This window comes from Nocardia sp. 149-1B, from assembly GCF_057747975.1.
In genome coordinates this window covers 1,498,697-1,519,313 of record NZ_CM173233.1, presented here as the reverse complement: position 1 = coordinate 1,519,313, position 20,617 = coordinate 1,498,697, and the positions used below count along the sequence as shown (strand labels likewise).

Sequence of the window (20,617 nt, the reverse complement as noted above, 5' to 3'; positions counted from 1 at the left end):
ACCACGATCCCGTCCGGCATGCCGAGGGCGGCCCAGGGTCGAGATCGGGCCCGGTCAGTACACGAGGTAGTGCAGCAGCAGCCAGATCGGTGCGATCGTGGCGAGCAGCGAGTCGAGCCGGTCCATCAGGCCACCGTGGCCCGGGATGACCTGGCTCATGTCCTTGATGCCGAGGTCGCGCTTGATGACGGACTCGCACAGGTCACCGAGGGTTGCCATCACCACGGCGATCAGGCCCAGGAGGACGCCGACCCACCAGTCGCCGTCGAGCATGTAGACCACGAGCGCCCACCCGGCGGCCAGGCAGAACACCAACGAGCCCGCGAACCCCTCCCACGACTTCTTCGGGGAGATCACCGGCGCCATCGGGTGCCGCCCGAAGAGCACTCCGGCGACGTACCCACCGATGTCGGAGGCGATGGTGACGCCGACGAACGTGACGATCCCCTGCACGCCCGCGTCGTGGAACCCCGACGCGTTGGCGCCGCCGCCCTCGGAGAGCAGCAGCGTCACGAACGACCCGAGGAACGGGACGTAGACCAGGATGAACACCGCCGCGGTGGCGTTCTGGACGTAGCCCTCCACGCCGCGCCGCAACAGCCACAGCATGATGACCAGCGCGGTCACTGCGGTCGCGGTCACCAGCGCGGGCGCACCCCAGAAGTAGGCGACCACGACCATGACGACGCCGCCGGCCATCAACGGCTGCTCGGGCAGGTCGATGCCCTTCGCGCGGAAGCCTCGGTGCAGCTCCCAGATGGCGACGACGACCGCCGTCGCGACGATGACCATGAACGCGGTCTTCCAGAACAGCAACGAGAGTGCGATCGCGGCCAGGAGCACGACGGCAGACGCCACGGCAGCGCGGAGGTCGCGGCCGGCGCGACCGTGGTCCTTGGCAGCCGGCGGGACGGGCGAGGGGCTGGCGTGCGGCATCGCGGACGGAGCGTCGGGCATGGGGGTTCCGACTGCTCAGACCTCGAGCAGCTCGGCCTCCTTGTGCTTGAGCAGCTCGTCGATCACGTCGGTGTGCTTCTTGGTCATGCCGTCGAGCCGCTTCTCGGCTCCGGTGAGGTCGTCCTTGCCGACCTCCCCGTCCTTCTCGAGCTTCTCGAGGTGCTGCTTGGCGGTGCGGCGCACGTTGCGGACCGCGACGCGCCCGTCCTCGGCCTTGGTACGGGCGATCTTGATGTACTCCTTGCGCCGCTCCTCGGTGAGCTCAGGGAACACGCAGCGGATCACCTTGCCGTCGTCGGCCGGGTTGACACCCAGGTCGGAGTCACGGATGGCCTTGAGGACGTTCTGCATCGCGCTCTGGTCGTAGGGCGCGATCAGGATGATCCGGGCCTCGGGTGCGGTGAACGTCGCGAGCTGCTGCAGCGGGGTCGGCGAGCCGTAGTAGTCGACGACGATCTTGTTGAACATGCTCGGGCTGACCCGGCCGGCGCGGATCGCCGCGAACTCCTCGCGTGTCGCCTCGACCGACTTGTTCATCTTGCCGTCGGCTTCGTGGAGGATGTCGTTGATCACGGGTGCTCCTAGCGTTGCTGGTCGGTGCTCGTCGTCGTGCTGTGAGTGGGAGTCGCCGCGGGCTGTCAGCCTGCGCTCACGAGCGTCCCAATCCTCTCACCATGGACGACCCGCAGGATGTTGCCCTCCGGCTCCATGCCGAAAACGACCATCGGGAGCTTGTTCTCCCCGCACAGCGCGAACGCCGTCTGGTCCATGATCCGCAGCCCCCGGGCGATCGCCTCGTCGTAGGTCAGGTCGTCGAACTTGGTCGCCGTGGGATCGAGGTGGGGATCGGCGGTGTAGACGCCGTCGACGCCGTTCTTGGCGACGAGCACGACGTCGCACTTGCTCTCGAGCGCACGTTGGACCGCGACGGTGTCGGTGGAGAAGAACGGCATGCCCATGCCGGCGCCGAAGATCACCACGCGCCCCTTCTCCATGTGCCGGATGGCGCGCCGCGGGATGTAGGGCTCGGCCACCTGCCCCATCGTGATCGCGGTCTGGACGCGGGTCTCGACGCCCAGCTTCTCCAGGAAGTCCTGGAGCGCCAGGCAGTTCATCACGATGCCGAGCATGCCCATGTAGTCGGCGCGGACGCGGTCCATGCCGCGCTGCTGCAGCTCGGCGCCGCGGAAGAAGTTGCCGCCACCGGTGACGATGGCGATCTGGACCCCGGCGGTGACGACACCGGCGATCTCGCGCGCGACGGTCTGCACGACGTCGGGGTCGACGCCGACCTCACCGCCGCCGAACATCTCGCCCGACAGCTTCAGCAGGACGCGCTTGTATCCGGTCACAGGCTGCTCCTCGAGTGGGCGGGACGCGAGAAGGCCGGTCCGATGATCAGGGTCGCTGTCATCGAACCGGCCTCCTCGCTCGTTACGTCTGGCTAGAACCTATCGGGTCAGGCGCCGACCTCGAAGCGGGCAAATCGCTTGAGGGTGGTGCCGGCCTCGTCGAGCACGGCCTTGACGGTCTTCTTGTTCTCGGTGACCGACGGCTGCTCGAGGAGCACGACGTCCTTGAAGAAGCCGTTGAGCCGACCCTCGGTGATCTTGGCGATGGCCTGCTCGGGCTTGCCCTCCTCGCGAGAGGTCGCCTCGGCGATCTCTCGCTCCTTGGCGACGATGCCGGCGGGCACCTCCTCGCGGGTGAGGTACTGCGGGCGCATGGCCGCGATCTGCATCGCGGCGCCCCGGGCGCCGGCCTCGGCACCGTCGTACTCCACGAGGACGCCGACAGCGGGCGGCAGGTCGGCGGCGCGCTTGTGCATGTACGCGACGACGGCCCCCTCGAAGTAGGCCACCCGGCCGAGCTCGATCTTCTCGCCGATGGTGATCGCGAGGTTCTCGACGACCTCCCCGACGGTCTTGTCACCGAGCTTGACCGCCTTGAGCGTCTCGGCGTCGCCGGCCTTCGCCTCGTTGGCGGCGTCGGCGATCTGCTGCGCGGCGGCCACGAAGTCATCACCCTTGGCGACGAAGTCCGTCTCGCAGTTCAGCTCGACGAGCGCGCCACCGGAGGTGACGACCAGGCCGGCCGACGCCTCACGCTCGGCGCCCCGCTCGGCCATCTTCTTGCCCAGCTTGATGCGGATCAGCTCGGCGGCCTTCTCGAAGTCGCCGTCGGCCTCGTCCAGGGCCTTCTTGCAGTCCATCATGCCGGCGCCGGTGAGCTCGCGGAGCTTCTTGACGTCGGCGGCGGAGATGTTCGCCATGGTCCTTCTTCCTCGAAGTTGTGGGTACGAGCCGGTGGGCTCGGGTCAGGCCTCGACGTCGGCGGCCGGCTCCGCGGGAGCCTCGACGGCCTCAGCGGCCGGCTCGTCGGTCGCGGCCTCGGCTGCCGGCTCGTCGGTCGCGGCCTCGGCTGCCTCGACAGCCTCGCCGGCCTCGCTGGCAGCTCCGGTCGCCTCAGCGGCCGGGGTCGCCTCGGCGGCGTCGCCGCCCGTGGCCTCGACGGCGGCCTGCTCGGCCTCGCCGCCCAGGAGCTCGCGCTCCCACTCGGCCAGCGGCTCCTCGGCACCCACGGCCTCGGTGCCCTCGCCGGCCTTCACACCGGAACGGGCGATGAGGCCCTCGGCGACGGCATCGGCGACCACGCGGGTCAGCAGGCCCACGGCGCGGATTGCGTCGTCGTTGCCGGGGATCGGGAAGTCGACCAGGTCGGGGTCGCAGTTGGAGTCGAGGATCCCGATGATCGGGATGCGCAGCTTGCGCGCCTCCTCGACGGCCAGGTGCTCCTTGTTGGTGTCGACGATCCAGACGGCGGCCGGGGTCCGCGTCATCTCGCGGATACCACCGAGCGACTTGTTGAGCTTGTCGCGCTCGCGGCGCATCTGCAGCAGCTCCTTCTTGGTGCGGCTGCTGCCGGCCACGTCGTCGAAGTCGATCTCGTCGAGCTCCTTGAGACGGTTGATCCGCTGGTGCACGGTCTGGAAGTTCGTGAGCATGCCGCCGAGCCAGCGCTGGTTGACGTAGGGCATCCCGACGCGGGTCGCCTGCTCGGCGATCGCCTCCTGGGCCTGCTTCTTCGTCCCGACGAACATGATCGTGCCGCCCTTGGCGACGGTCTCCTTGACGAAGGCGTACGACCGGTCAATGTAGGCCAGCGACTGCTGCAGGTCGATGATGTAGATGCCGTTGCGCTCGGTCATGATGAAGCGCTTCATCTTCGGGTTCCAGCGACGGGTCTGGTGTCCGAAGTGCACGCCGCTCTCGAGCAGCTGGCGCATGGTGACGACTGCCATGTGGATCTCCTGTTGTGTCGGGCCCCGCCTCGTTGCCGCCCGGCCTTGAGCAGGCCGGACCGGGGCGGACCCAGTCGTTGTTTACAGTTCTGCACCCGACGGGTGTCGGCTGCCCTGACGCTCGCGCGCGACCCCACCGTCCGGTTGCCCGGACAGACTGAGGATCGTCGCCCACGGGTGGTCGGGACCTCGGAGTTCCAGGGCCCGTCGCGGTCTGCAAGCGTGCGAAGTCAATCCGCAAGGATTGCTTCGGTCAGGGTAGTCGACATCGGTGCGGACCGGCCAATCGCCAGCCCGGTCACCATCCACAGAGCAGCGGGCGACGCGGCCGTCCCCAGTCTGCCCCGCACGCGGGGACGACCGCGGAGGCCTCGCGGCAGGGTCGACGCATGGCCCACCGCTTCGCGTCACTCCTAGGTTCGCTGCTGACCCCAGTGCTGGTCCTGGTGCTGGCGGGCGCTCCAGCAGGCGCTGATGGGACCGACCCGGTCGGCGTCTGGCCACTGGCGCCCGTGCCCGAGGTCGTGGCGCGGTTCGATCCCCCCAGCGACCCGTGGGGCGCCGGCCACCGTGGGGTGGACCTGCTGGGTTCGCCGGGCCAGACCGTGCGCGCCGCGCTGCCCGGCCGCGTCTCGTGGGCCGGCATGCTCGCCGGGCGTGGGGTGGTGGTGGTCGACCACGGCTCGACCCGCACCACCTACGAGCCGGTCGACGCCTCGGTCGAGATCGGCACCACCGTCGCGGCGGGCGACCAGATCGGCCGCCTCTCGCCGATCGGGTCCCACTGCCCGCCCCGGACATGCCTGCACTGGGGCTGGATCCAGGGTGAGACGTACCTCGATCCGCTGCGCCTGGTGGGTGCTGGACCGGTGCGGTTGCTGCCGCTCTGGCGTGACTCGCCCGTCGAGGGTCCGTACGTCGCGCCGTCTCGACCCGCACCCGCGCTGCCCTACGCCGGGTGGGTCCCGGCGATCGCTGTCGTGCTGCGGCTGATGCTCGAGTGATCGACCGGGGTCTCGAGACGTCGGCCTCGACCACCGTCAGGCGCGCGGGTGCGCCTGCTGGTAGGCCCGGCGGAGCCGGTCGGTGCTGACGTGGGTGTAGATCTGGGTGGTCGCGAGCGAGGCGTGGCCCAGCAGCTCCTGCACCGAACGAAGGTCAGCACCGCCCTCCAGGAGGTGGGTCGCGGCGGTGTGCCGCAGCCCGTGTGGTCCGATGTCGGGCGCCCCGGGCACGTCGGCGATGCGTCGGTGGACGACGGTGCGGACCGCCCGTTGGTCGATCCGAGCGCCCCGAGCCCCGAGGAACAGCGCGGCTCCGCTGCCGGGGACCGCGAGCAGCGGCCGCGCCTGCTTGAGCCAGAAGTCCAGGGCCCGGGCGGCCGGGCGGCCGAAGGGCACGGACCGCTCCTTGCGGCCCTTGCCGAACACGCGGACGACGTTGCGCTCGCGGTCGAGGTCGTCGATGTCGAGACCGACCAGCTCCCCGACCCGGATGCCAGTGGCGTAGAGCAGCTCGAGCATGGCGACGTCGCGCAGCCCGACCGGGCTGCCGTCGTCGGCGTGCTCCGCGGCGATCCGCACCAGGTCGGCCGCCTCGTCGGCGCGCAGCACCGGAGGCAGTGACCGATGTGCCTTCGGGGACCCGAGGCTCGCGCCCGCGTCGACCGTCGATCGACCCGTGCGCACGAGCCACGCCGTGAACACCCGCGCGGCGGTCGCGCGCCGGGCGAGGGTGGTCCGAGAGCGGCCCATGCTCTGCTGCTTGGCCAGCCAGCTGCGCAGGGTGCGGAGGTCGAGCTCAGCCACCTGGGTCTGACCGAGGCGGGCCGCGTGCTCGAGCAGCCCGGCCACGTCCCCGATGTAGGCCCGGACGGTGTGCTCGGTGAGGTCGCGCTCGGCGGCCAGGTGCCGCTCGTACTCGCCGAGCACGCGGGCCATCGCCTCCGGCAGCCCGGCCGGCACGTCCTCGTCGCTCACGTGCTCGAGTCTAGGAACGGACCGCCCGAGTCCTCGCGAGCCAGCGCGGCGAGCCGCCAACCTCCGGCGACCCGTTCGGCCAGACCGTGGCGAGCCAGCACGGCCAGCACCTGGTGCGTCTCGGCGGCCAGGAGCCCGGCGGTGCGGGCGACCGAGGCCTCGGGTGCGGGCTGGACAGCCGGGACGGCGTCGAGCACCTGGCGCTCCCGGGTCGTCAGCCGGTCGCGCGGGCGGGCCGGGCCGCGCGGCACCTCCACGAGGTGCTCCCCCGCCGCGCTCACCGACTCGAGCACCTCGGCGCCGGACGTGACGAGGGTGGCAGCCTGCGACCGGATCAGCTGGTGCACCCCCTGTGACGACGCACTGGTCACCGGGCCTGGCACGCCCATGGCCGTCCGGTTGAGCCGGGCGGCCCAGTTGGCGGTGTTGAGCGCCCCACTCCGGATGGCCGCCTCGACGACGACCGTGCCCGTGGTGAGCGCGGCGATCAGGCGGTTGCGGGCCAGGAAACGGATCTGGGTCGGCGCCCAGCCGGGCAGCGCCTCCGACACGACGGCCCCGTGGGCGCCGATGTGCTCGATGAGCTGGCGGTGCGCGACGGGGTAGACCCGATCGGCTCCGCACGCCAGCACCGCGACGGTGGTCCCACCGCCGCTGAGTGCGCCGCGATGGGCCGCCTGGTCGATCCCGAAGGCGGCCCCGGAGACGACCGCCCGGCCGGCGCCCGCCAGGTCGGCGGCGAGGTCGGCGGCCACGTCGGCCCCGTAGGTCGTCGCGGACCGGGACCCGACGATCGCGACCGACCCGGCGAGCTCGTCGAGTCGCGCGGGTCCGCGCACCCACAGGCCCACCGGGACGCCACCGCGCCGGAACAACGGCGGCGCGGTGGCGAGGTCGTCGAGCTGGACGGGCCACTCGTCGTCGCCGGGCACGACGAAGCGCAGGCCGAGCCGGGTGGCGTCCGCGAGCGTCTGCTCGGGGTCGAGCGCCGAGCGCCGGGCGTCGGGATCGGTCTGCAGGTCGTCGATGCGGTGCCCGCTGAGCAGGAGATCGAGGACGGCCGGTGCGCCGAGCTGGGTCACCTGGTCGAGCAGCCGCGGGTCCCCGGGCTCACCGATCGCGCACAGCGCGACGCGAGCCAGGCGGTCGGCGGTGGTCATCCCACGCGCTCCAGCATCCTGACCAGCAGCGGGTCGCCGGTGCGCAGCCGCAGCGCGGTGTCCACCTCGTCGGGCCCGGGCTGGTCGACCCTCCGCAGGTCGGCGACCGTCCAGGCGAGCCGATGGACGCGGGTGGCGCCGCGGCGGCTGAGGCGTCCGGCGTAGAGCTGGTCGTCGACGGCCTTCTGCGCGAGCTTGCTCAGCGGCCAGCGATCGCGGAGCACCGGACCCGGCGCGTGGGCGTTGAGCCGCCAGCTCTCGCCGTCGTAGCGCTGCGCCTGGCGCGCGCGAGCCTCCTCGACCCGACGCCGCACGGTGGCCGAGGGCTCGCTCGGGCCGAGGTCGACGACGGCGTCGCGCCGGCGCAGAGCGGGCAGGTGCCGGGTGATGTCGACCCGGTCGGCGACCGGGCCGGTGACCTTGCTGCGGTAGGACCGGCGCTGCGCCTCGCGGCAGATGCAGTGGTTGAGCCGTGCGTCGCCGCTGTAGTCGCCACAGGGACACGGGTTGGCCGCCAGGACGACCATGCCGCGGGCGGGCAGCGTGACGGACTCGTCGCGACGGGCGACGGTGATGTCGCCGTTCTCGAGCGGCTGGCGAAGTGCCTCGATCACGTCGGCGTGGAAGAGCGGGAACTCGTCCAGGAAGAGCACCCCTGTGTGGGCCTTGCTGACCTCACCCGGACGCACGACCCCGAGGCCGCCACCGATCAGGCTGGTCTTGCTGGCGTCGTGGTGCGGCGCGGAGAACGGGGGCCGGGTGGGGAAGCCCGACTCCGGGTCGAGGATCCCGGCGAGGGAGTGGATGGCGCTGAGCTCGACCGACTCCGCCGGGCTGAGGTCGGGCAGGATCCCCGGGATCCGTTCGGCCAGGCTCGTCTTGCCACAGCCCTTGGGACCCGAGAGCAGCAGGTGGTGACCACCGGCGGCGGCGACCTCGACGGCGTAGCGGGCGTCGTCGACGCCCACGAGATCGGCCAGGTCCAGCTCGTCGAGGCGCTCCTGGCCGCGCCAGGCCAGCAGCCGGGTGCCCGACGCGGGCGACACCGGCGGAGCCTCGGGCACCTCGTCGTCGCCGCGCAGGACGGCCACGACCTGGCTCAGCGACCGGACGCCGATCACGCTCATGTCGGGCACCATCGAAGCCTCGGCCGCCTGGGGTTCGGGAACGAAGACCGCGCGGATCCCCCGGTCGGCGGCAGCCATCACCATCGGCAGCACCCCGGCTGCCGAGCGCAGGTTGCCGTCGAGCGTGAGCTCGCCGATGAACGCCGTGCCCTCGAGCCCGGTGGCCGGAACGCTGCCGGCCGCTGCCAGCACCGAGACCGCGATGGCCAGGTCGAGATGGGTGCCGCTCTTGGCGAGGTCGGCCGGTGACAGCAGGATCGTGATCCGACGGGTGGCCGGCCAGTCGAGCTCGCTGTTGATGATCGCCATCCGGCATCGGTCGCGGGACTCGTTGATCATCGTGTCTGCGCGGCCGACCATCGTGACGCCCACCTGTCCGGGCGAGACGTCGGTCTGCACGTCGATGAGGTGCCCCACGGCGCCGTGGAGCGAGACGGTGTGCGCGGTCGCGAAGGGCATCAGCCGATCCCCCTGACGTGGTCGAGGGAAGAGGACCCACGACGCGGCCGCACCACGGCCACCACGTCGATGCGGATGTCGCGCACCGCCACCCCTCGCTCCTCGACCCACCGGGTCGCGAGCCGACGCAGCCGGGCGAGCTTGATGTCGGTCACCGCCTCGTGGGGAGTGCCGTAGCGCAGGCTGCTGCGCGTCTTCACCTCGCAGACGACGAGGACGTCCCCGTCACGCAGGACCAGATCGATCTCGCCCGCCTCGCACCGCCAGTTGCGATCGAGCAGCACCATCCCCTGCTCCACCAGGTGCCGCATCGCCAGGGTCTCGCCGTAGGCGCCCAGGGCCTGCTTGATCGCCGCCGTTGCCGAACTCGTCATCTCTCGACCTCCTGCGGCAGAGCCTGGCCGGAGGGAGGGACGGTGCGAGGCGGTCGTACGCCGACCTGTGGACGGCCCGGTCGAAGGCGCGTGCTGTGGACGGCAGGCGGGCCGGAGACCGGCTCAGCGGGTGCTCGAGCGGGCGACCACCGACCACGGCGCGGTCGACGAGCGCGTCCGCCGGCCGAGCGCCGCCCGGGCGCAGGCGGCCCCCTGCTCACGCATGGACTGGTGCACGGTGGTGAGTCCGGCCGGTTCGGCGGCGGGCAGGTCGTCCCACCCGGTGACGGCGAGGTCGCGCGGAACACGCACGCCCAGAGCCGCGGCGGCGCGCAGGACGCCGAGCGCCATCTGGTCGCTCATGGCGGCGATGGCGTCCGGCGGGTCGTGCGACGTCAGCAACGCGGTGGCCGCGCGCTCGGCCTCGACCGGGTCGTTGCGGGCGCACACCGCGACGACCACATCGGTCCAGGCCGTGCCGGCGGCCTCGGCCGCCTCGCGATAGCCGGCCAGCCGGTCCCGTGTCACCGGGAACGCCACCTCGCCGAGCTCGGCGCCGCGCGAGACCGACGCCACCCGCTCGCGGGAGAGCGGGTGGCTCACGATCGCCGGACGCCGCGCGCCGGAGAACGCAAGGGCCCCGACCGCCTGCGCCGCAGCACGGTTGTCGATGCTGACCTCCACCAGGCCGCGCACCCGGGAGCCGTTGTGGATCACCGCCGGACGCCGCGTCGCCAGCACCGCTGCCAGCGTGGGGTCGTCGTCCGCGGTCGTCCACACCACGAAGCCGTCGACGGCTGCATCAGCGATGCGATCGGCGTCCTGCGCGGTGCCGGTGATCGGCAGGATCGTCATGCCGAAGCCGCGCTCCGCGCAGACCTCGGCGACTCCGGCCATGAACGCCACCGCGGCGGGGTCGTCGAACGCGTAGGTGAGGTGCTCGCCGAGCACGACGCCGAGCGCGAGCGTGCTGCCGCGACGCAGCGACCGGGCGCTGGGGTGCGGCCCGGCGTACCCGAGCTCGGCGGCCGCCGCGGCCACCTTGGCCCGGGCCTGCTCCGACACCCGCTCGGGCTGGTTGTAGGTGTACGAGGCGGTCATCACCGACACGCCCGCCCGCTCGGCGACCTGGGCGAGGGTCGCCCGCTTCGATCGACCGGGTTCCTGCATGGCCCGACCCTAGCCTGTGTATCGTTACACGCATGGCGCAGGGATTCGTTCGCGACCGGCTGACCTGGGTCATGTACCTGGTGCTCGGCTGGTTCGCCTACCTCCAGGCGACGCCCGGGCTGGTGGTGCCGCACCTGAGGGACGAGCTCGACCTGAGCTACTCGGTCGGCGGTCTGCACGTCGCTGCCTTCGCCGCGGGCAGCATGCTCGGCGGGCTGGCCTCGGCGCACCTCGAGAGGCTGCTCGGGCGGGGCGAGCTGCTGTGGACCTCTGCCGCCGTCATGAGCGCGGGCGCCATCGGACTGACCGCAGGCCAGACGGCCGCGATGACGATCGGCTCGGTGTTCGTCATGGGGTCCGGCGGCGGGTTGCTGCTGGTGACCCTGCAGGCGGTCCTCTCCGACCAGCACGGCGATCACCGCAGCATCGCGCTGACCGAGGCCAACCTGTCCGCGAGCGCCGCCTACCTCGTGCTCATCGGGGTGCTGTCGCTGGCGACCGCCCTGCACCTGGGATGGCGTTCGGCGGTGCTCCTCTCGTTGCTCGCGCCGCTCCTCCTGTGGTGGAACAACCGGGCGCTCCCGATGGCCGCTCCCCCGGTGACGTCCGTGGCCAAGGAGCCGCTGCCGCGACCCTTCTGGATCGCGGTCGGCATCCTGGTCTGCACGACGGCGGCTGAGTGGTGCGCCACCGGGTGGGGAGCGAGCTTCGCCGAGGAGGCGGCCGACGTGTCGGCAGGGCGCGCCGTCTCGATGATGGCCGGGTTCTTCATCGGCGTTCTCGCCGCGCGCACCTACGGCAGCCGGCTGGCCCGCCGGATCGAGCCGACCACTCTGCTGGGCTCCGCCCTGGTGCTGAGCGCCCTCGGATTCGCGGTGCTCTGGACATCGTCCGCACCACTCCAGACCGTCCTCGGCCTCACCGCCCTCGGTCTCGGGATCGGCAACCTGTTCCCGATGGGCATGTCCATCGCGGTGGCGCTGGCCCCGGGCCGCGCGGTTCTCGCCACCGGTCGCGCGGTCACCGTGACCTCCCTTGCCGTGCTGGTCGCCCCGCTGACCGTCGGCGCGCTCGCCGATGCGACCTCACTGAAGGCCGCCCTGCTGGTGATCCCACTGATGCTCGGCCTCGCCGGTGTCGGACTGGCCGCGGTCCTGCGCGCGACGGCGCCGGTGGGCAGCCCGGTCTGACGGGCCCGCTCAGCCGCGCAGCACCGGCTGGTTGCACGTGGCGCTCGGCAGCGCCTGCACGTCCGCGCCGCCCAGCTCCAGCCCGCTGATGTCGGCCAGCTGACCGACCACCGTGTTGAGACTGGTGATGGCAGGGTTGACGGTGTCAGCGATGATGCCGGCCACGGTGGTCGTGATGAGACCGGTCGCACCCAACAGGCCGTTGACGGTCGCGTTGACGGTGTCCATCACCGCGGTCTGCAGCACGGCTCCGATCGGCAGGCCCAGGAGAGTGACGTTCGCGAGCGGCACGCCGGCCACCCGCACGTCGGTGACCTGCAGCGCGGTCGTCGTCGAGGCCGACGCCGTTCCCAACGTGTGCGCACCCGAGCCCGTGTGCTTGATCGACGAGTACGCGTCGGGCGGCACCGTCCAGGTCAAGGTCGAGCCCAGCGCGTCCGAGGGCCGGCTCAGCGGTGCCGCGGCGACCGTCTGCACCAGCGAGATGTCGGCCGTCACGAGGCCTGGGAGGCCGGCGACGGACCCGATGCCGATGTCGTTGCCGGTGATCGCGAGCGGGACGTACGCCGAGATCGCCGTGAGTGCGGTCGTCACCTTGACGGGGACCACGTCGGGACCGCAGGTCACCGCGCCGAGGGTCCCCGTCGCCTGTCCGACCTCGGCGTGCAGCGTCAGCGCCCCGCTGATGTTGATCGATCCGCCCAGGGGCAGCGGGACGGCAGGTGGCGCGATTGTGCCGCCACCGTCGACGCTCACCTGGGCGGTCTCGGCCCGGGCGCCCGCCTGACCGCACGCGACGTGCGGCGCCTCGATGATGGAGACCGACTGCGTCGTGGACGTCAGGCCGGGCACGGCCAGGTCCAGCGCGGGAGCCCCGACGAAGTGAGCTCCGTTCGCGATCGTGGCGGCACCTGCCACCAGGTCGAGCACGTTGACCGAGGCGTCCAGCGCCCCCTCCCCCGCGTTGGTGAGGCCCAGGACATCTCCGACCGCGACGTTGACGCCGGCCTTCACCGCCGTGGTGGCCAGATGCTCCAGCAGCGTGGCCTGGGCGATGTTCGCCGCGCCGCCCTCGTCGCGCAGCACGTACGCCGAGGCGAGCATGAGGTCGCCGACGCTGATGTCGTTCGCGGCCAGCAGCTGGCTGATGCTCCCGACGTTGATGGTCGGGGCCTTGATCAGGTCCAGCAGCGTGACGTCCGCGTTCGCGAGTCCCTGGTAGCCGACGGCGGTCAGGGTCGTGTCGCCCAGGATGGGATTGAGCAACGCCGTCAACGCGGACGGGTTGCGGCCCAGACCGACCGCGAAGGACCCGACGGAGAAGCACGCGTTGCTGACCGCGGAGCTCGAGGCGGTCCGAGTCGCCCCGCCACTGCCGGGAGCGAACGCGAAGTCGACCGAGGCGGACGCCGTCACGCGCACCGCCGTAGGCGGGTCGATCGCGGTGGAGAACGTGCCGGTCGCCGTGAACCCGCCCGTCTCGAAGGTCACGACGGGGGTGCTGCCGAGCGTGGACCCGTTCGCCGCCACCGTCGCGTTCTTCTGCGCCGTCAGCTCGGCCGCCAGGGCGGACGCGCTCCGCCCGTCGAGGTGCCGTGCGAGGTCGAGCGCGACCACGTCCGCAAGCGCCTGCATGTCGCGCCGCACCACGCGCTGCATGCCGAGGTCGACGGCGAAGGCGGCGATCGCGATGAGCATCGTCAGTGCCACTGCGACGAGGACGACCACGGCGCCCTGCTCGTCCTTCGAGCGCCGCACCTCAGCTGACCTCGGCCACAGCCGCGTACCTCAGCGAGCTCGGCAGGACGAGGCCGAGCCCTGGAACCGACGGGATCAACGGATGATCCTGATAGGCATGGTCGAGCGTCACCGTGGCGCACTTGTACGACGTGGCCGTGGGGCACTGCGCGATCGCGACGGAGCAGGTGCCGACGGTGGCCGAGCCCTTCACCAGGTTGCCGCTCGCCGAGGTCGCCGCCGAGCTCGCCGGCGCGGCGGAGCACGTGACGCCGTACGAGCTCAGCGCGTCGTTGACCGCATCGACGGCGTCCGTGATCTTGGTGCCGCTCGCCGTGCTCGACAGCGACACGGCAGCATTGCGGGCACCTTCGGCCGCACCCTGGCTCAGCGCCTGCCGGTAGCTGAGCATGTAGCCGTAGCTGATGATCCCGAACACGAGCAGGAGCAGGACCGGCACCACGAGCGCGAACTCCACCGCCGCGGCACCGCGCTCGCGGTCGCGCGAACGCAGCTGACGCGCCACCCCACCGGCCATCGGCCCACCTCGACGTCGTGCGGCCGGTCGCCACGGCCGCCAGGGCGACAGGTTAAGTGGCGTGGACCACGCGTGGAGCCGAATCGACCGAACTGGTCTGGTCCGCCGGGGCCAGGCCGGACCCGGGCGGGTCAGGCCTTGGGCGGGTCGATCTCGGCGGGGCTGAGCTCCTCGACGTTGACGTCCTTGAACGTCAGGACCTTCACGTTCTTGGCGAACCTCGCGGGGCGGTACATGTCCCACACCCAGGCGTCACTCATCGAGACCTCGAAGAACACGTCGCCGGCCTCGGTCCGGGCCTTCACGTCGACCTGGTTGCAGAGGTAGAAGCGGCGGTCGGTCTCGACGACGTACTTGAAGATCCCGACGACGTCGCGGTACTCCCGGTAGAGCGTCAGCTCCATCTCGGTCTCGTACTTCTCGAGGTCCTCCGCGCTCACGAGAGGGACTCTATCCCGGCGGCCCGACGGACGTTGACGAAGCGCATCCGGTGGATCGGCGAGGGACCGTGAGCGGTCAGCGCGGCGGTGTGCACGTCGGTGATGTAGCCCTTGTGGGTCTTGAAGTCGTACGCCGGCCACTGCGCGTCCAGCTCGGTCATGATCCGGTCGCGGGTGACCTTCGCGAGCACCGAGGCCGCGGCGATGCAGGCCGCGACCCGGTCGCCCTTCCACATCGCCAGGCCCGGGACGCCCAGACCGTCGACCGGGAACCCATCGGTCAGCACGTACGACGGCAGCAGCTCCAGCAGCGCCACCGCACGCCGCAGGGCCTCGACGTTCGCCACGTGCATGCCGAGCCGGTCGCACTCCTCGTGCGAGACCACGACCACCGACCAGGCCAGCGCGCGCTTCACGACCTGGTCGTAGCAGCGTTCGCGGGCCTTCTCGGTCAGCAGCTTCGAGTCGGCCAGGCCCGGGATGATCCCGGCCTTGCCCGCCGGCAGGATCGCCGCCCCGGCGACGAGCGGTCCGGCACAGGCTCCGCGGCCCGCCTCATCGACACCCGCGATCGGCTCGATGCCGTGCCGGCGCAGGGCACGCTCGTAGCCGTAGATCCCGGCGTCCTTGCGGATCGTGGCTCCGCGTGGCAGCTCGCTCACGGCGTCCCTAGGAGGGGTCGGGCACGTCCGCGAAGGTGTCGGGACGATGCAGGAACTTGAAGTGGTCGCTGGGCCACAGCAGCACGAACACCTTCCCGACCACGTCTCCGACGTCGACGTAGGGATTGAGGGTGCAGTCCCGGTCGGTCTTGACGCACATGTGGTACGACGAGTCCGCGGAGTTGTTGCGGTTGTCGCCCATCACGAAGATGTGGCCCTTCGGGATCGGGCCGACCTCCCAGTCGCAGTTGCCCTTCATCGGGCCATAGCACGCACCACCACCGAGGCGCGCATAGGACTTCTCGTTCAACGGCTGGCCGTTGACCGAGATCCTGCCCTGCGTGTCGCAGCACTTGATGGTGTCTCCGGCGACCCCGATCACCCGCTTCACCAGGTGCCCGCCCGTGGGGTAGAGGCCGATCTTGGAGAGCACCTTCGCGACCCCGTTGGTCGGGCCGGCGGACTCCTCGGCGGACAGCCAGCCGCCGGGGTCCTTGAAGACCACGACGTCGCCGCGCTGAGGGCTGCCGCCGAACCAGTACGACACCTTCTGCACCAGGATCCGGTCGTTCTTGACGAGTCCGGGCTCCATCGACTGCGAGGGGATGTAGAACGCCTGGACGAACAGCGCCTTGATCACGATCGCGAGCACCACCGCGATGCCGAGCAGCAGGGCGGTCTCCTGCCAGACCGGCAGGTGCTTCTTCTTCGGCTTCGCCGGGTCGGGGTCCACCTGGACGTGCGAAGACCGCGACCCCGTCTCGTCTGGTTCAGCGACGGACGCGGGGTCGCGGTCTTCGGAAGTCACGCGCAGAGGCTAACGGGGATGCCTGAGAAAACCCTCAGGCCTCGCGGCGCTCCTTGATCTTCGCCTTCTTGCCGCGCAGGTTGCGCAGGTAGTAGAGCTTGGCGCGGCGGACGTCACCGCGGGTCACGACCTCGATCTGCTCGAAGATCGGGGAGTGCAGCGGGAAGGTGCGCTCGACACCGACGCCGAAGGAGACCTTGCGGACGGTGAAGCTGCGGCCCACGCCGGAGCCCTGCACGCGGATGACCACGCCCTGGAAGACCTGGACGCGGGACCGGTTGCCCTCGACGACCTTCACGTGCACCTTGACGGTGTCGCCGGCGCGGAAGTCGGGGAGGTCGGTGCGCTTGCTCGCATTGCCGAGCTCGGTGATGACGTTGCTCATGTCTCTCCTCACGAGTGCCACAGGTCAGCCGCGGTATCGGAACCGTTGAGTTGTGGGCCCCGTCTGTGCTGGCCGGCGGCACCATGTCCCCCCTGTGGCAGGAACCGGTGCGGACCCCCGCCGGACGAGTCCTCCGGGCGGTCCTTGTTTGGCCGACTGGGCCGAGGAGCAAGTCTGCCACAGCGGGGCCGCCCGCCGAAAATCACCTGCGGACAGGTTTGGTCATCCGTACGACGCCAGGCTCGATCTCGCCGCGCAGCCGGTAGCCGGCCTTCTTGTACATCCGTTGGTTGCGCGCGCTCCCGGCTCCTGTGAACAGCGCGTACGTCGTGGCCTCCGCCGGGGCGACCGCCTCGATCCGGGCCAGCAGTGCGCGCCCCAGCCCCCGCCCGGCCACGTCGGGGGCGACCATGAGCCGGCCGACCTCCCACGCCTCGCCGTCCAGCGAGGCGCGCACGGCACCCACCAGCCGGCCGGCCGAGCGGGCCACCACCACGGTGTCGCGGACCAACCACGCGCGCAGGTCGTCGAGCGACTCGTGCAGGGCCGGGATGCGGACGCCGGGGTTGTCGTGCATCTCCTGGACCCAGCAGGCGAGCTGGAGGACGTACAGCTCCCCGGCGTCGGCCGGCTGGGCCGGACCCAGCTCGACGTCCGCGAGGGCCACCGAGGGGTGCAGCAGGTCCGGCCGGCGCTGCGTCGTACGACGCTCCGCCTGCTCGCGGCGCCATCCGGCGATCGCGGCGTGGTCCCCCGACAGCAGCACGGGCGGCACGTCGCGCCCGCGCCACGACGGCGGCTTGGTGTAGACGGGGTACTCCAGGAGGCTCGCCCCCGAATCGGACGGAGCGTGGGACTCCTCCACCAGCGACTCGGCGTTGCCCATGAACCCGGGCACCAGCCGGACGACGGCCTCGGTCACCGCGAGGGCGGCCACCTCGCCCCCGTTGAGCACGTAGTCACCGAGCGAGATCTCGCGCAGCTCGGCCCGGTCGGCCACCTCGTCGAGCACCCGCTGGTCGATGCCCTCGTAGCGGCCGCACGCGAACACCAGCCGCTCGCGGCCGGCCAGATCGCGCGCGAGCGCCTGGGTGAACGGCTGCCCCGACGGCGTGGGGACCACGACCGTCACGCCCCCGGGCGGGCCCTCCCCCAGCAGCTCGTCGAGGGCCTCGCCCCAGGGCTCCGGCTTCATCACCATGCCGGCGCCGCCACCGTACGGCGTGTCGTCGACCGTGCGGTGCCGGTCGTGGGTCCACTGCCGCAGGTCGTGGACCCGGACGTCGATCAGGCCCTTCTCGCGGGCCTTCCCGGCCAGCGACAGCTCCAGGGGCGCGAGGTAGTCGGGGAAGATCGTGATGACGTCGATGCGCATCGCGCTAGTCGTCCTCGGGCAGCGGAGTGACCAGGCCCGGGCGGTCCGCGATCACCACGCGGCGCGCGGCGAGGTCGACCTCGGGCACCAGCGCCTTGACGAACGGCACGAGCGCGTCGCGGCCATCGGGCGTGCGGATGGTCAGCAGGTCCTGGGCACCGCCGTGCACGAGCCCGCTGACCTCACCGAGCGCGGCACCGGAGACGTCGTACGCCGCGAGCCCGATCAGCTGGTGGTCGTAGAACTCGTCGGGGTCCTCGGGCGACGCGTCCGCCGGGATCGTCGCGTGCAGCAGGATCCCGCGGGCGGCCTCGGCAGCGGTGCGGTCCGGGATCTCCTCGAATCGCGCGAGCAGCACCGAGGAGTGCCAGCGCGCACTGGCGAGGGTGAGGGTTCGCAGCGGGGTCGCCGAACCGCGGGGCGCCTCCACTCCGAGGACCGTCCCGGGCGCGAATCGCCGATCGGGCTCGTCCGTGCGCACGTCGATGGTCACGTCGCCGCGCAGGCCGTGGGCCTTGCCGATCCGGCCCACGACGACATCGATGGTCTCCACGCGGTCAGGGTAGGGGGTGCGCCGCGTCGAGCCCGACGAGGCGTCGGAACGCGGGCAGTCCCTCGACCTCCAGCGGTACCCCGCGGACGAGGTCCGCGGGGGTGAGGACGAGCTTCTGGTTGACGGCGAGCTCGCCCGGCCGGCGCTCGAGACGCTGCCGGCCGTTGTCCCGGTAACCGACCTTGCGCGAGACCGCAAGCGAGGCCGGGTTGTCCACGAACGCCCCGGAGGTCACCTCAGCGCCGTCGAGGTGGTCGAAGACGAACGCGCAGATGGCGCGCCGCATGAGGGTGCCGATCCCGCGCCCCTGGTGCGCGATCCCCAGCCAGGATCCGGTCTCCCCGGTCCGGGTGACGAGGTAGTCGCGGGTGCGGAAGCCTTGCGAGCCGACCAGCACGCCGTCGTACCAGACGCCGAGCTCGAGCGCCCAAGCCGACACTGCGTAGTCGGCGCGGTTGCGCCAGTGGTACGCCGCCGTGCTGCGCGCGAGCTCGGCGGGCTCGGCGTCGGTCCACGGCACGTAGAACGGCATCTGCTCCGGCGGATGGACCCCTGCCTGCGCCAGCGCACACAGGACGACGAGGTCCTCGTCGGTGATGCCGCGCAGCTCCACAGGGCCCGCTGAGATGCGCAGCCCGAGCACGGGGTGCAGGTCGGCCTGGGTCAGCGTCATCCCCCGACCCAACCGGCCGCGACCACCTCGCGCAACCGCATTGGGGGTGGGTGCCGCAGACGCGACACGGGCGCCGCCCCGAAGGACGGCGCCCGTGTGCGCGTTCGTGCTGACCGATCTGGCGGAATCAGCGCCGCCGGTCCACGTCGACGAAGTCGATGCGCGCACCGCCGCGACCCGCCAGGGCGGAGATCACGGTGCGGAACGCCGTGGCGGTCCGGCCGCTGCGGCCGATCACCTTGCCGAGGTCGTCGGGGTGGACCCGGACCTCGAGGATCGAGCCGCGACGCAGCTGCTTGTCCCGCACGCTCACGTCGTCAGGGTGTTCGACGACGCCGCGCACCAGGTGCTCGAGCGCCTCGGCGAGCATGGCGCTCAGGACTCCGCCTTGTCGCCGGTGCCCTCAGCAGCCTCGGCCGTCTCGGCAGCGACCTCGGGCGTCTCGTCGGCCGGCACCGGGGCCGGAGCCTCGGCGGGCGCCTCGGCGGCGGCCTCGGCCGGAGCCTCGGTCTCGGCCTCAGCGGGCTTGGCGTCGGCCTTCTTCTTCGAGGCGGCCTTCTTGGTCACGGCGTCGCCCTTGGGCTCGCTCGCGGCCTCCTTGAGGGCCTCGTTGAAGATCTCCAGCTTGTCGCGCTTGGGCTCCTTGACCTTGAGGGTGCCCTCCTGGCCCGACGTGCCCTTGAACTTCTGGAGGTCGCCGGTGATCTTGAGGATCTTGGCGACGGCCTCGGTCGGCTGCGCGCCGACGCCGAGCCAGTACTGCGCCCGGTCGGAGACGACGTCGATGTACGACGGGTCCTCCTTGGGGTGGTACTTGCCGATCTCCTCGATCACTCGACCGTCGCGCTTCTTGCGCGAGTCGACGACGACGATGCGGTACTGCGGCACCCGGACCTTGCCCAGGCGCTTCAAACGGATCTTGACGGCCACGTTTGTGGTGTCTCCTCGGAAGTTGTGTGTGGGTGAAGGGCACCGTGACCAGGTGGGGAAAGCACCGGACGGGACCTTCGATGGGCTCTGCGGCGTCCGGGTGAGAGGGTCCGGGCGCGCAGGACTCAGCGGCCTATCCTGCCAGACGGTCTCCGCGCCGGAAAATCGAGCCGAGAGGAAATCGGGCAGAGTCTTCCCATGACCCAGCTGCCACCACCCTACGGGCCGCCGCCGGTCCCACCGCGACCCGCCAAGGCCCGGCCCAGCGCGTGGTGGTTCGGGATCGGCATCGCCCTGGTCCTGAGCGCCGTCGCCGCGGCGGTCGGCCTGTTCCTGTGGACCCTCAACGGCTTCCTGGAGACGGACGCGACGATCAGCTCCGACGGGGACCCCCACCGGGTGCGCATCGACGGTGGCGGCGAGCGCATGCTCTGGCTCGAGGACGGGTTCGGCCAGGTGTGCCGAGTCGTCGACCGGGCGAGCGGCGAGCCCGTCCCGCTCGAGCCGGTCACCGGGAGCTTCCATCGCTCGGACGGCTCCGGCGACTGGAGCGGGTCCGCCCGGTTCGACCCCGGGTCGGGAGACCTCGAGGTCACCTGCGCCGAGGCCGAGGGATCCGTGCTGATCGGGCCGGCCCCGGGGATCCGGAGCTTCGTCGTGGGCATCATCGCCACGATCGCGGTGCCGCTCGTGCTCTTCCTGGCCGGCCTGGCGGTCCTGCTGGTCACCGGGATCCTCTGGTCCGTGCGCCCCGCCCACCCCACGCACCCCTCGCACCCCACCGCGGGTCGCTGACAAC

24 protein-coding genes and 1 pseudogene are annotated in these 20,617 nt (G+C 71.6%); 3 read left to right on the top strand and 22 right to left on the bottom strand.

Going from position 1 to position 20,617, the window contains the following annotated elements; all coding sequences use genetic code 11:
• Window positions 1–54: 54 nt before the first annotated feature.
• The 5 genes from AC3ANS_RS07270 to rpsB form a co-directional block, all read right to left on the bottom strand.
• The gene (locus AC3ANS_RS07270; RefSeq protein WP_488295489.1) at window positions 55–957 is read right to left on the bottom strand and encodes a phosphatidate cytidylyltransferase; all 903 of its coding nucleotides are present in this window, start codon (window positions 955–957) and stop codon (window positions 55–57) included.
• A 15-nt stretch (window positions 958–972) separates the two neighbouring features.
• On the bottom strand, window positions 973–1,530 hold the full coding sequence (gene frr / locus AC3ANS_RS07265; RefSeq protein ID WP_488295488.1) for a ribosome recycling factor: 558 nt from the start codon (window positions 1,528–1,530) through the stop codon (window positions 973–975).
• Between the two features lie 65 nt (window positions 1,531–1,595).
• Complete coding sequence (gene pyrH, locus AC3ANS_RS07260; protein WP_488295487.1) at window positions 1,596–2,309, bottom strand: UMP kinase; 714 nt, start codon at window positions 2,307–2,309, stop codon at window positions 1,596–1,598.
• A gap of 107 nt (window positions 2,310–2,416) precedes the next feature.
• A complete protein-coding gene (tsf, locus tag AC3ANS_RS07255) occupies window positions 2,417–3,229 on the bottom strand; it encodes a translation elongation factor Ts (RefSeq protein WP_488295486.1) in 813 nt (270 codons plus the stop codon).
• Between the two features lie 45 nt (window positions 3,230–3,274).
• The gene (gene rpsB, locus AC3ANS_RS07250; protein WP_488295485.1) at window positions 3,275–4,258 is read right to left on the bottom strand and encodes a 30S ribosomal protein S2; all 984 of its coding nucleotides are present in this window, start codon (window positions 4,256–4,258) and stop codon (window positions 3,275–3,277) included.
• A 389-nt stretch (window positions 4,259–4,647) separates the two neighbouring features.
• Here rpsB and AC3ANS_RS07245 point away from each other — a divergent pair, with 389 nt between their 5' ends.
• Window positions 4,648–5,262, top strand: coding sequence for a murein hydrolase activator EnvC family protein (locus AC3ANS_RS07245; protein ID WP_488295484.1), 615 nt, complete (start codon window positions 4,648–4,650; stop codon window positions 5,260–5,262).
• A 36-nt stretch (window positions 5,263–5,298) separates the two neighbouring features.
• Here the strand turns inward: AC3ANS_RS07245 and AC3ANS_RS07240 are convergent, their stop codons facing one another.
• From AC3ANS_RS07240 to AC3ANS_RS07220, 5 genes are all read right to left on the bottom strand, one after another.
• Entirely contained in the window at window positions 5,299–6,198 is a 900-nt protein-coding gene (locus tag AC3ANS_RS07240) for a tyrosine recombinase XerC (protein ID WP_488296449.1), read from the bottom strand.
• A gap of 35 nt (window positions 6,199–6,233) precedes the next feature.
• Complete coding sequence (gene dprA, locus AC3ANS_RS07235) at window positions 6,234–7,397, bottom strand: DNA-processing protein DprA (protein ID WP_488295483.1); 1,164 nt, start codon at window positions 7,395–7,397, stop codon at window positions 6,234–6,236.
• Window positions 7,394–8,983, bottom strand: a complete 1,590-nt coding sequence (locus AC3ANS_RS07230) for a YifB family Mg chelatase-like AAA ATPase (RefSeq protein WP_488295482.1) — start codon at window positions 8,981–8,983, stop codon at window positions 7,394–7,396. Before AC3ANS_RS07230 ends, dprA begins: the two co-directional genes overlap by 4 nt.
• The gene (locus AC3ANS_RS07225; protein WP_488295481.1) at window positions 8,983–9,357 is read right to left on the bottom strand and encodes a YraN family protein; all 375 of its coding nucleotides are present in this window, start codon (window positions 9,355–9,357) and stop codon (window positions 8,983–8,985) included. Before AC3ANS_RS07225 ends, AC3ANS_RS07230 begins: the two co-directional genes overlap by 1 nt.
• A 123-nt stretch (window positions 9,358–9,480) precedes the next feature.
• Window positions 9,481–10,527 carry a LacI family DNA-binding transcriptional regulator gene (locus tag AC3ANS_RS07220; RefSeq protein ID WP_488295480.1) on the bottom strand — a complete coding sequence of 349 codons (1,047 nt, stop codon included), beginning with the start codon at window positions 10,525–10,527 and terminating at the stop codon, window positions 9,481–9,483.
• A gap of 32 nt (window positions 10,528–10,559) precedes the next feature.
• Between AC3ANS_RS07220 and AC3ANS_RS07215 the strand changes: the two genes are divergently transcribed.
• The gene (locus AC3ANS_RS07215) at window positions 10,560–11,717 is read left to right on the top strand and encodes an MFS transporter (RefSeq protein WP_488295479.1); all 1,158 of its coding nucleotides are present in this window, start codon (window positions 10,560–10,562) and stop codon (window positions 11,715–11,717) included.
• 9 nt (window positions 11,718–11,726) lie between these two features.
• On the opposite strand, the gene AC3ANS_RS07210 is transcribed toward AC3ANS_RS07215, so the two are convergent.
• The 12 genes and pseudogenes from AC3ANS_RS07210 to rpsP all read right to left on the bottom strand — a co-directional run bounded on the left by AC3ANS_RS07210 (window position 11,727) and on the right by rpsP (window position 19,818).
• A complete protein-coding gene (locus AC3ANS_RS07210; RefSeq protein ID WP_488295478.1) occupies window positions 11,727–13,475 on the bottom strand; it encodes a TadG family pilus assembly protein in 1,749 nt (582 codons plus the stop codon).
• A 1-nt stretch (window position 13,476) separates the two neighbouring features.
• Entirely contained in the window at window positions 13,477–13,992 is a 516-nt protein-coding gene (locus AC3ANS_RS07205; RefSeq protein WP_488295477.1) for a TadE/TadG family type IV pilus assembly protein, read from the bottom strand.
• Between the two features lie 131 nt (window positions 13,993–14,123).
• Window positions 14,124–14,432, bottom strand: a complete 309-nt coding sequence (locus AC3ANS_RS07200) for a DUF2469 domain-containing protein (protein WP_488295476.1) — start codon at window positions 14,430–14,432, stop codon at window positions 14,124–14,126.
• Entirely contained in the window at window positions 14,429–15,094 is a 666-nt protein-coding gene (locus AC3ANS_RS07195) for a ribonuclease HII (protein ID WP_488295475.1), read from the bottom strand. Before AC3ANS_RS07195 ends, AC3ANS_RS07200 begins: the two co-directional genes overlap by 4 nt.
• A gap of 7 nt (window positions 15,095–15,101) precedes the next feature.
• Window positions 15,102–15,902 (bottom strand): signal peptidase I, encoded by an 801-nt coding sequence (gene lepB / locus AC3ANS_RS07190; RefSeq protein ID WP_488295474.1) that lies wholly within the window; start codon window positions 15,900–15,902, stop codon window positions 15,102–15,104.
• A 34-nt stretch (window positions 15,903–15,936) separates the two neighbouring features.
• Window positions 15,937–16,287, bottom strand: a complete 351-nt coding sequence (gene rplS / locus AC3ANS_RS07185; RefSeq protein ID WP_488295473.1) for a 50S ribosomal protein L19 — start codon at window positions 16,285–16,287, stop codon at window positions 15,937–15,939.
• Between the two features lie 202 nt (window positions 16,288–16,489).
• Window positions 16,490–16,864 carry a GNAT family N-acetyltransferase gene (locus AC3ANS_RS07180; RefSeq protein WP_488296448.1) on the bottom strand — a complete coding sequence of 125 codons (375 nt, stop codon included), beginning with the start codon at window positions 16,862–16,864 and terminating at the stop codon, window positions 16,490–16,492.
• A gap of 99 nt (window positions 16,865–16,963) precedes the next feature.
• A pseudogene (trmD, locus tag AC3ANS_RS07175) lies at window positions 16,964–17,662 on the bottom strand (tRNA (guanosine(37)-N1)-methyltransferase TrmD); the annotation flags it as partial.
• A 4-nt stretch (window positions 17,663–17,666) separates the two neighbouring features.
• Entirely contained in the window at window positions 17,667–18,215 is a 549-nt protein-coding gene (rimM, locus tag AC3ANS_RS07170; RefSeq protein ID WP_488295472.1) for a ribosome maturation factor RimM, read from the bottom strand.
• A 4-nt stretch (window positions 18,216–18,219) separates the two neighbouring features.
• Entirely contained in the window at window positions 18,220–18,888 is a 669-nt protein-coding gene (locus AC3ANS_RS07165) for a GNAT family N-acetyltransferase (protein WP_488295471.1), read from the bottom strand.
• Between the two features lie 127 nt (window positions 18,889–19,015).
• The gene (locus AC3ANS_RS07160; RefSeq protein WP_488296447.1) at window positions 19,016–19,267 is read right to left on the bottom strand and encodes an RNA-binding protein; all 252 of its coding nucleotides are present in this window, start codon (window positions 19,265–19,267) and stop codon (window positions 19,016–19,018) included.
• The gene (gene rpsP / locus AC3ANS_RS07155) at window positions 19,264–19,818 is read right to left on the bottom strand and encodes a 30S ribosomal protein S16 (protein ID WP_488295470.1); all 555 of its coding nucleotides are present in this window, start codon (window positions 19,816–19,818) and stop codon (window positions 19,264–19,266) included. Before rpsP ends, AC3ANS_RS07160 begins: the two co-directional genes overlap by 4 nt.
• A 198-nt stretch (window positions 19,819–20,016) precedes the next feature.
• Between rpsP and AC3ANS_RS07150 the strand changes: the two genes are divergently transcribed.
• A complete protein-coding gene (locus tag AC3ANS_RS07150; RefSeq protein ID WP_488295469.1) occupies window positions 20,017–20,613 on the top strand; it encodes a hypothetical protein in 597 nt (198 codons plus the stop codon).
• The last annotated feature ends 4 nt before the right edge of the window (window positions 20,614–20,617 follow it).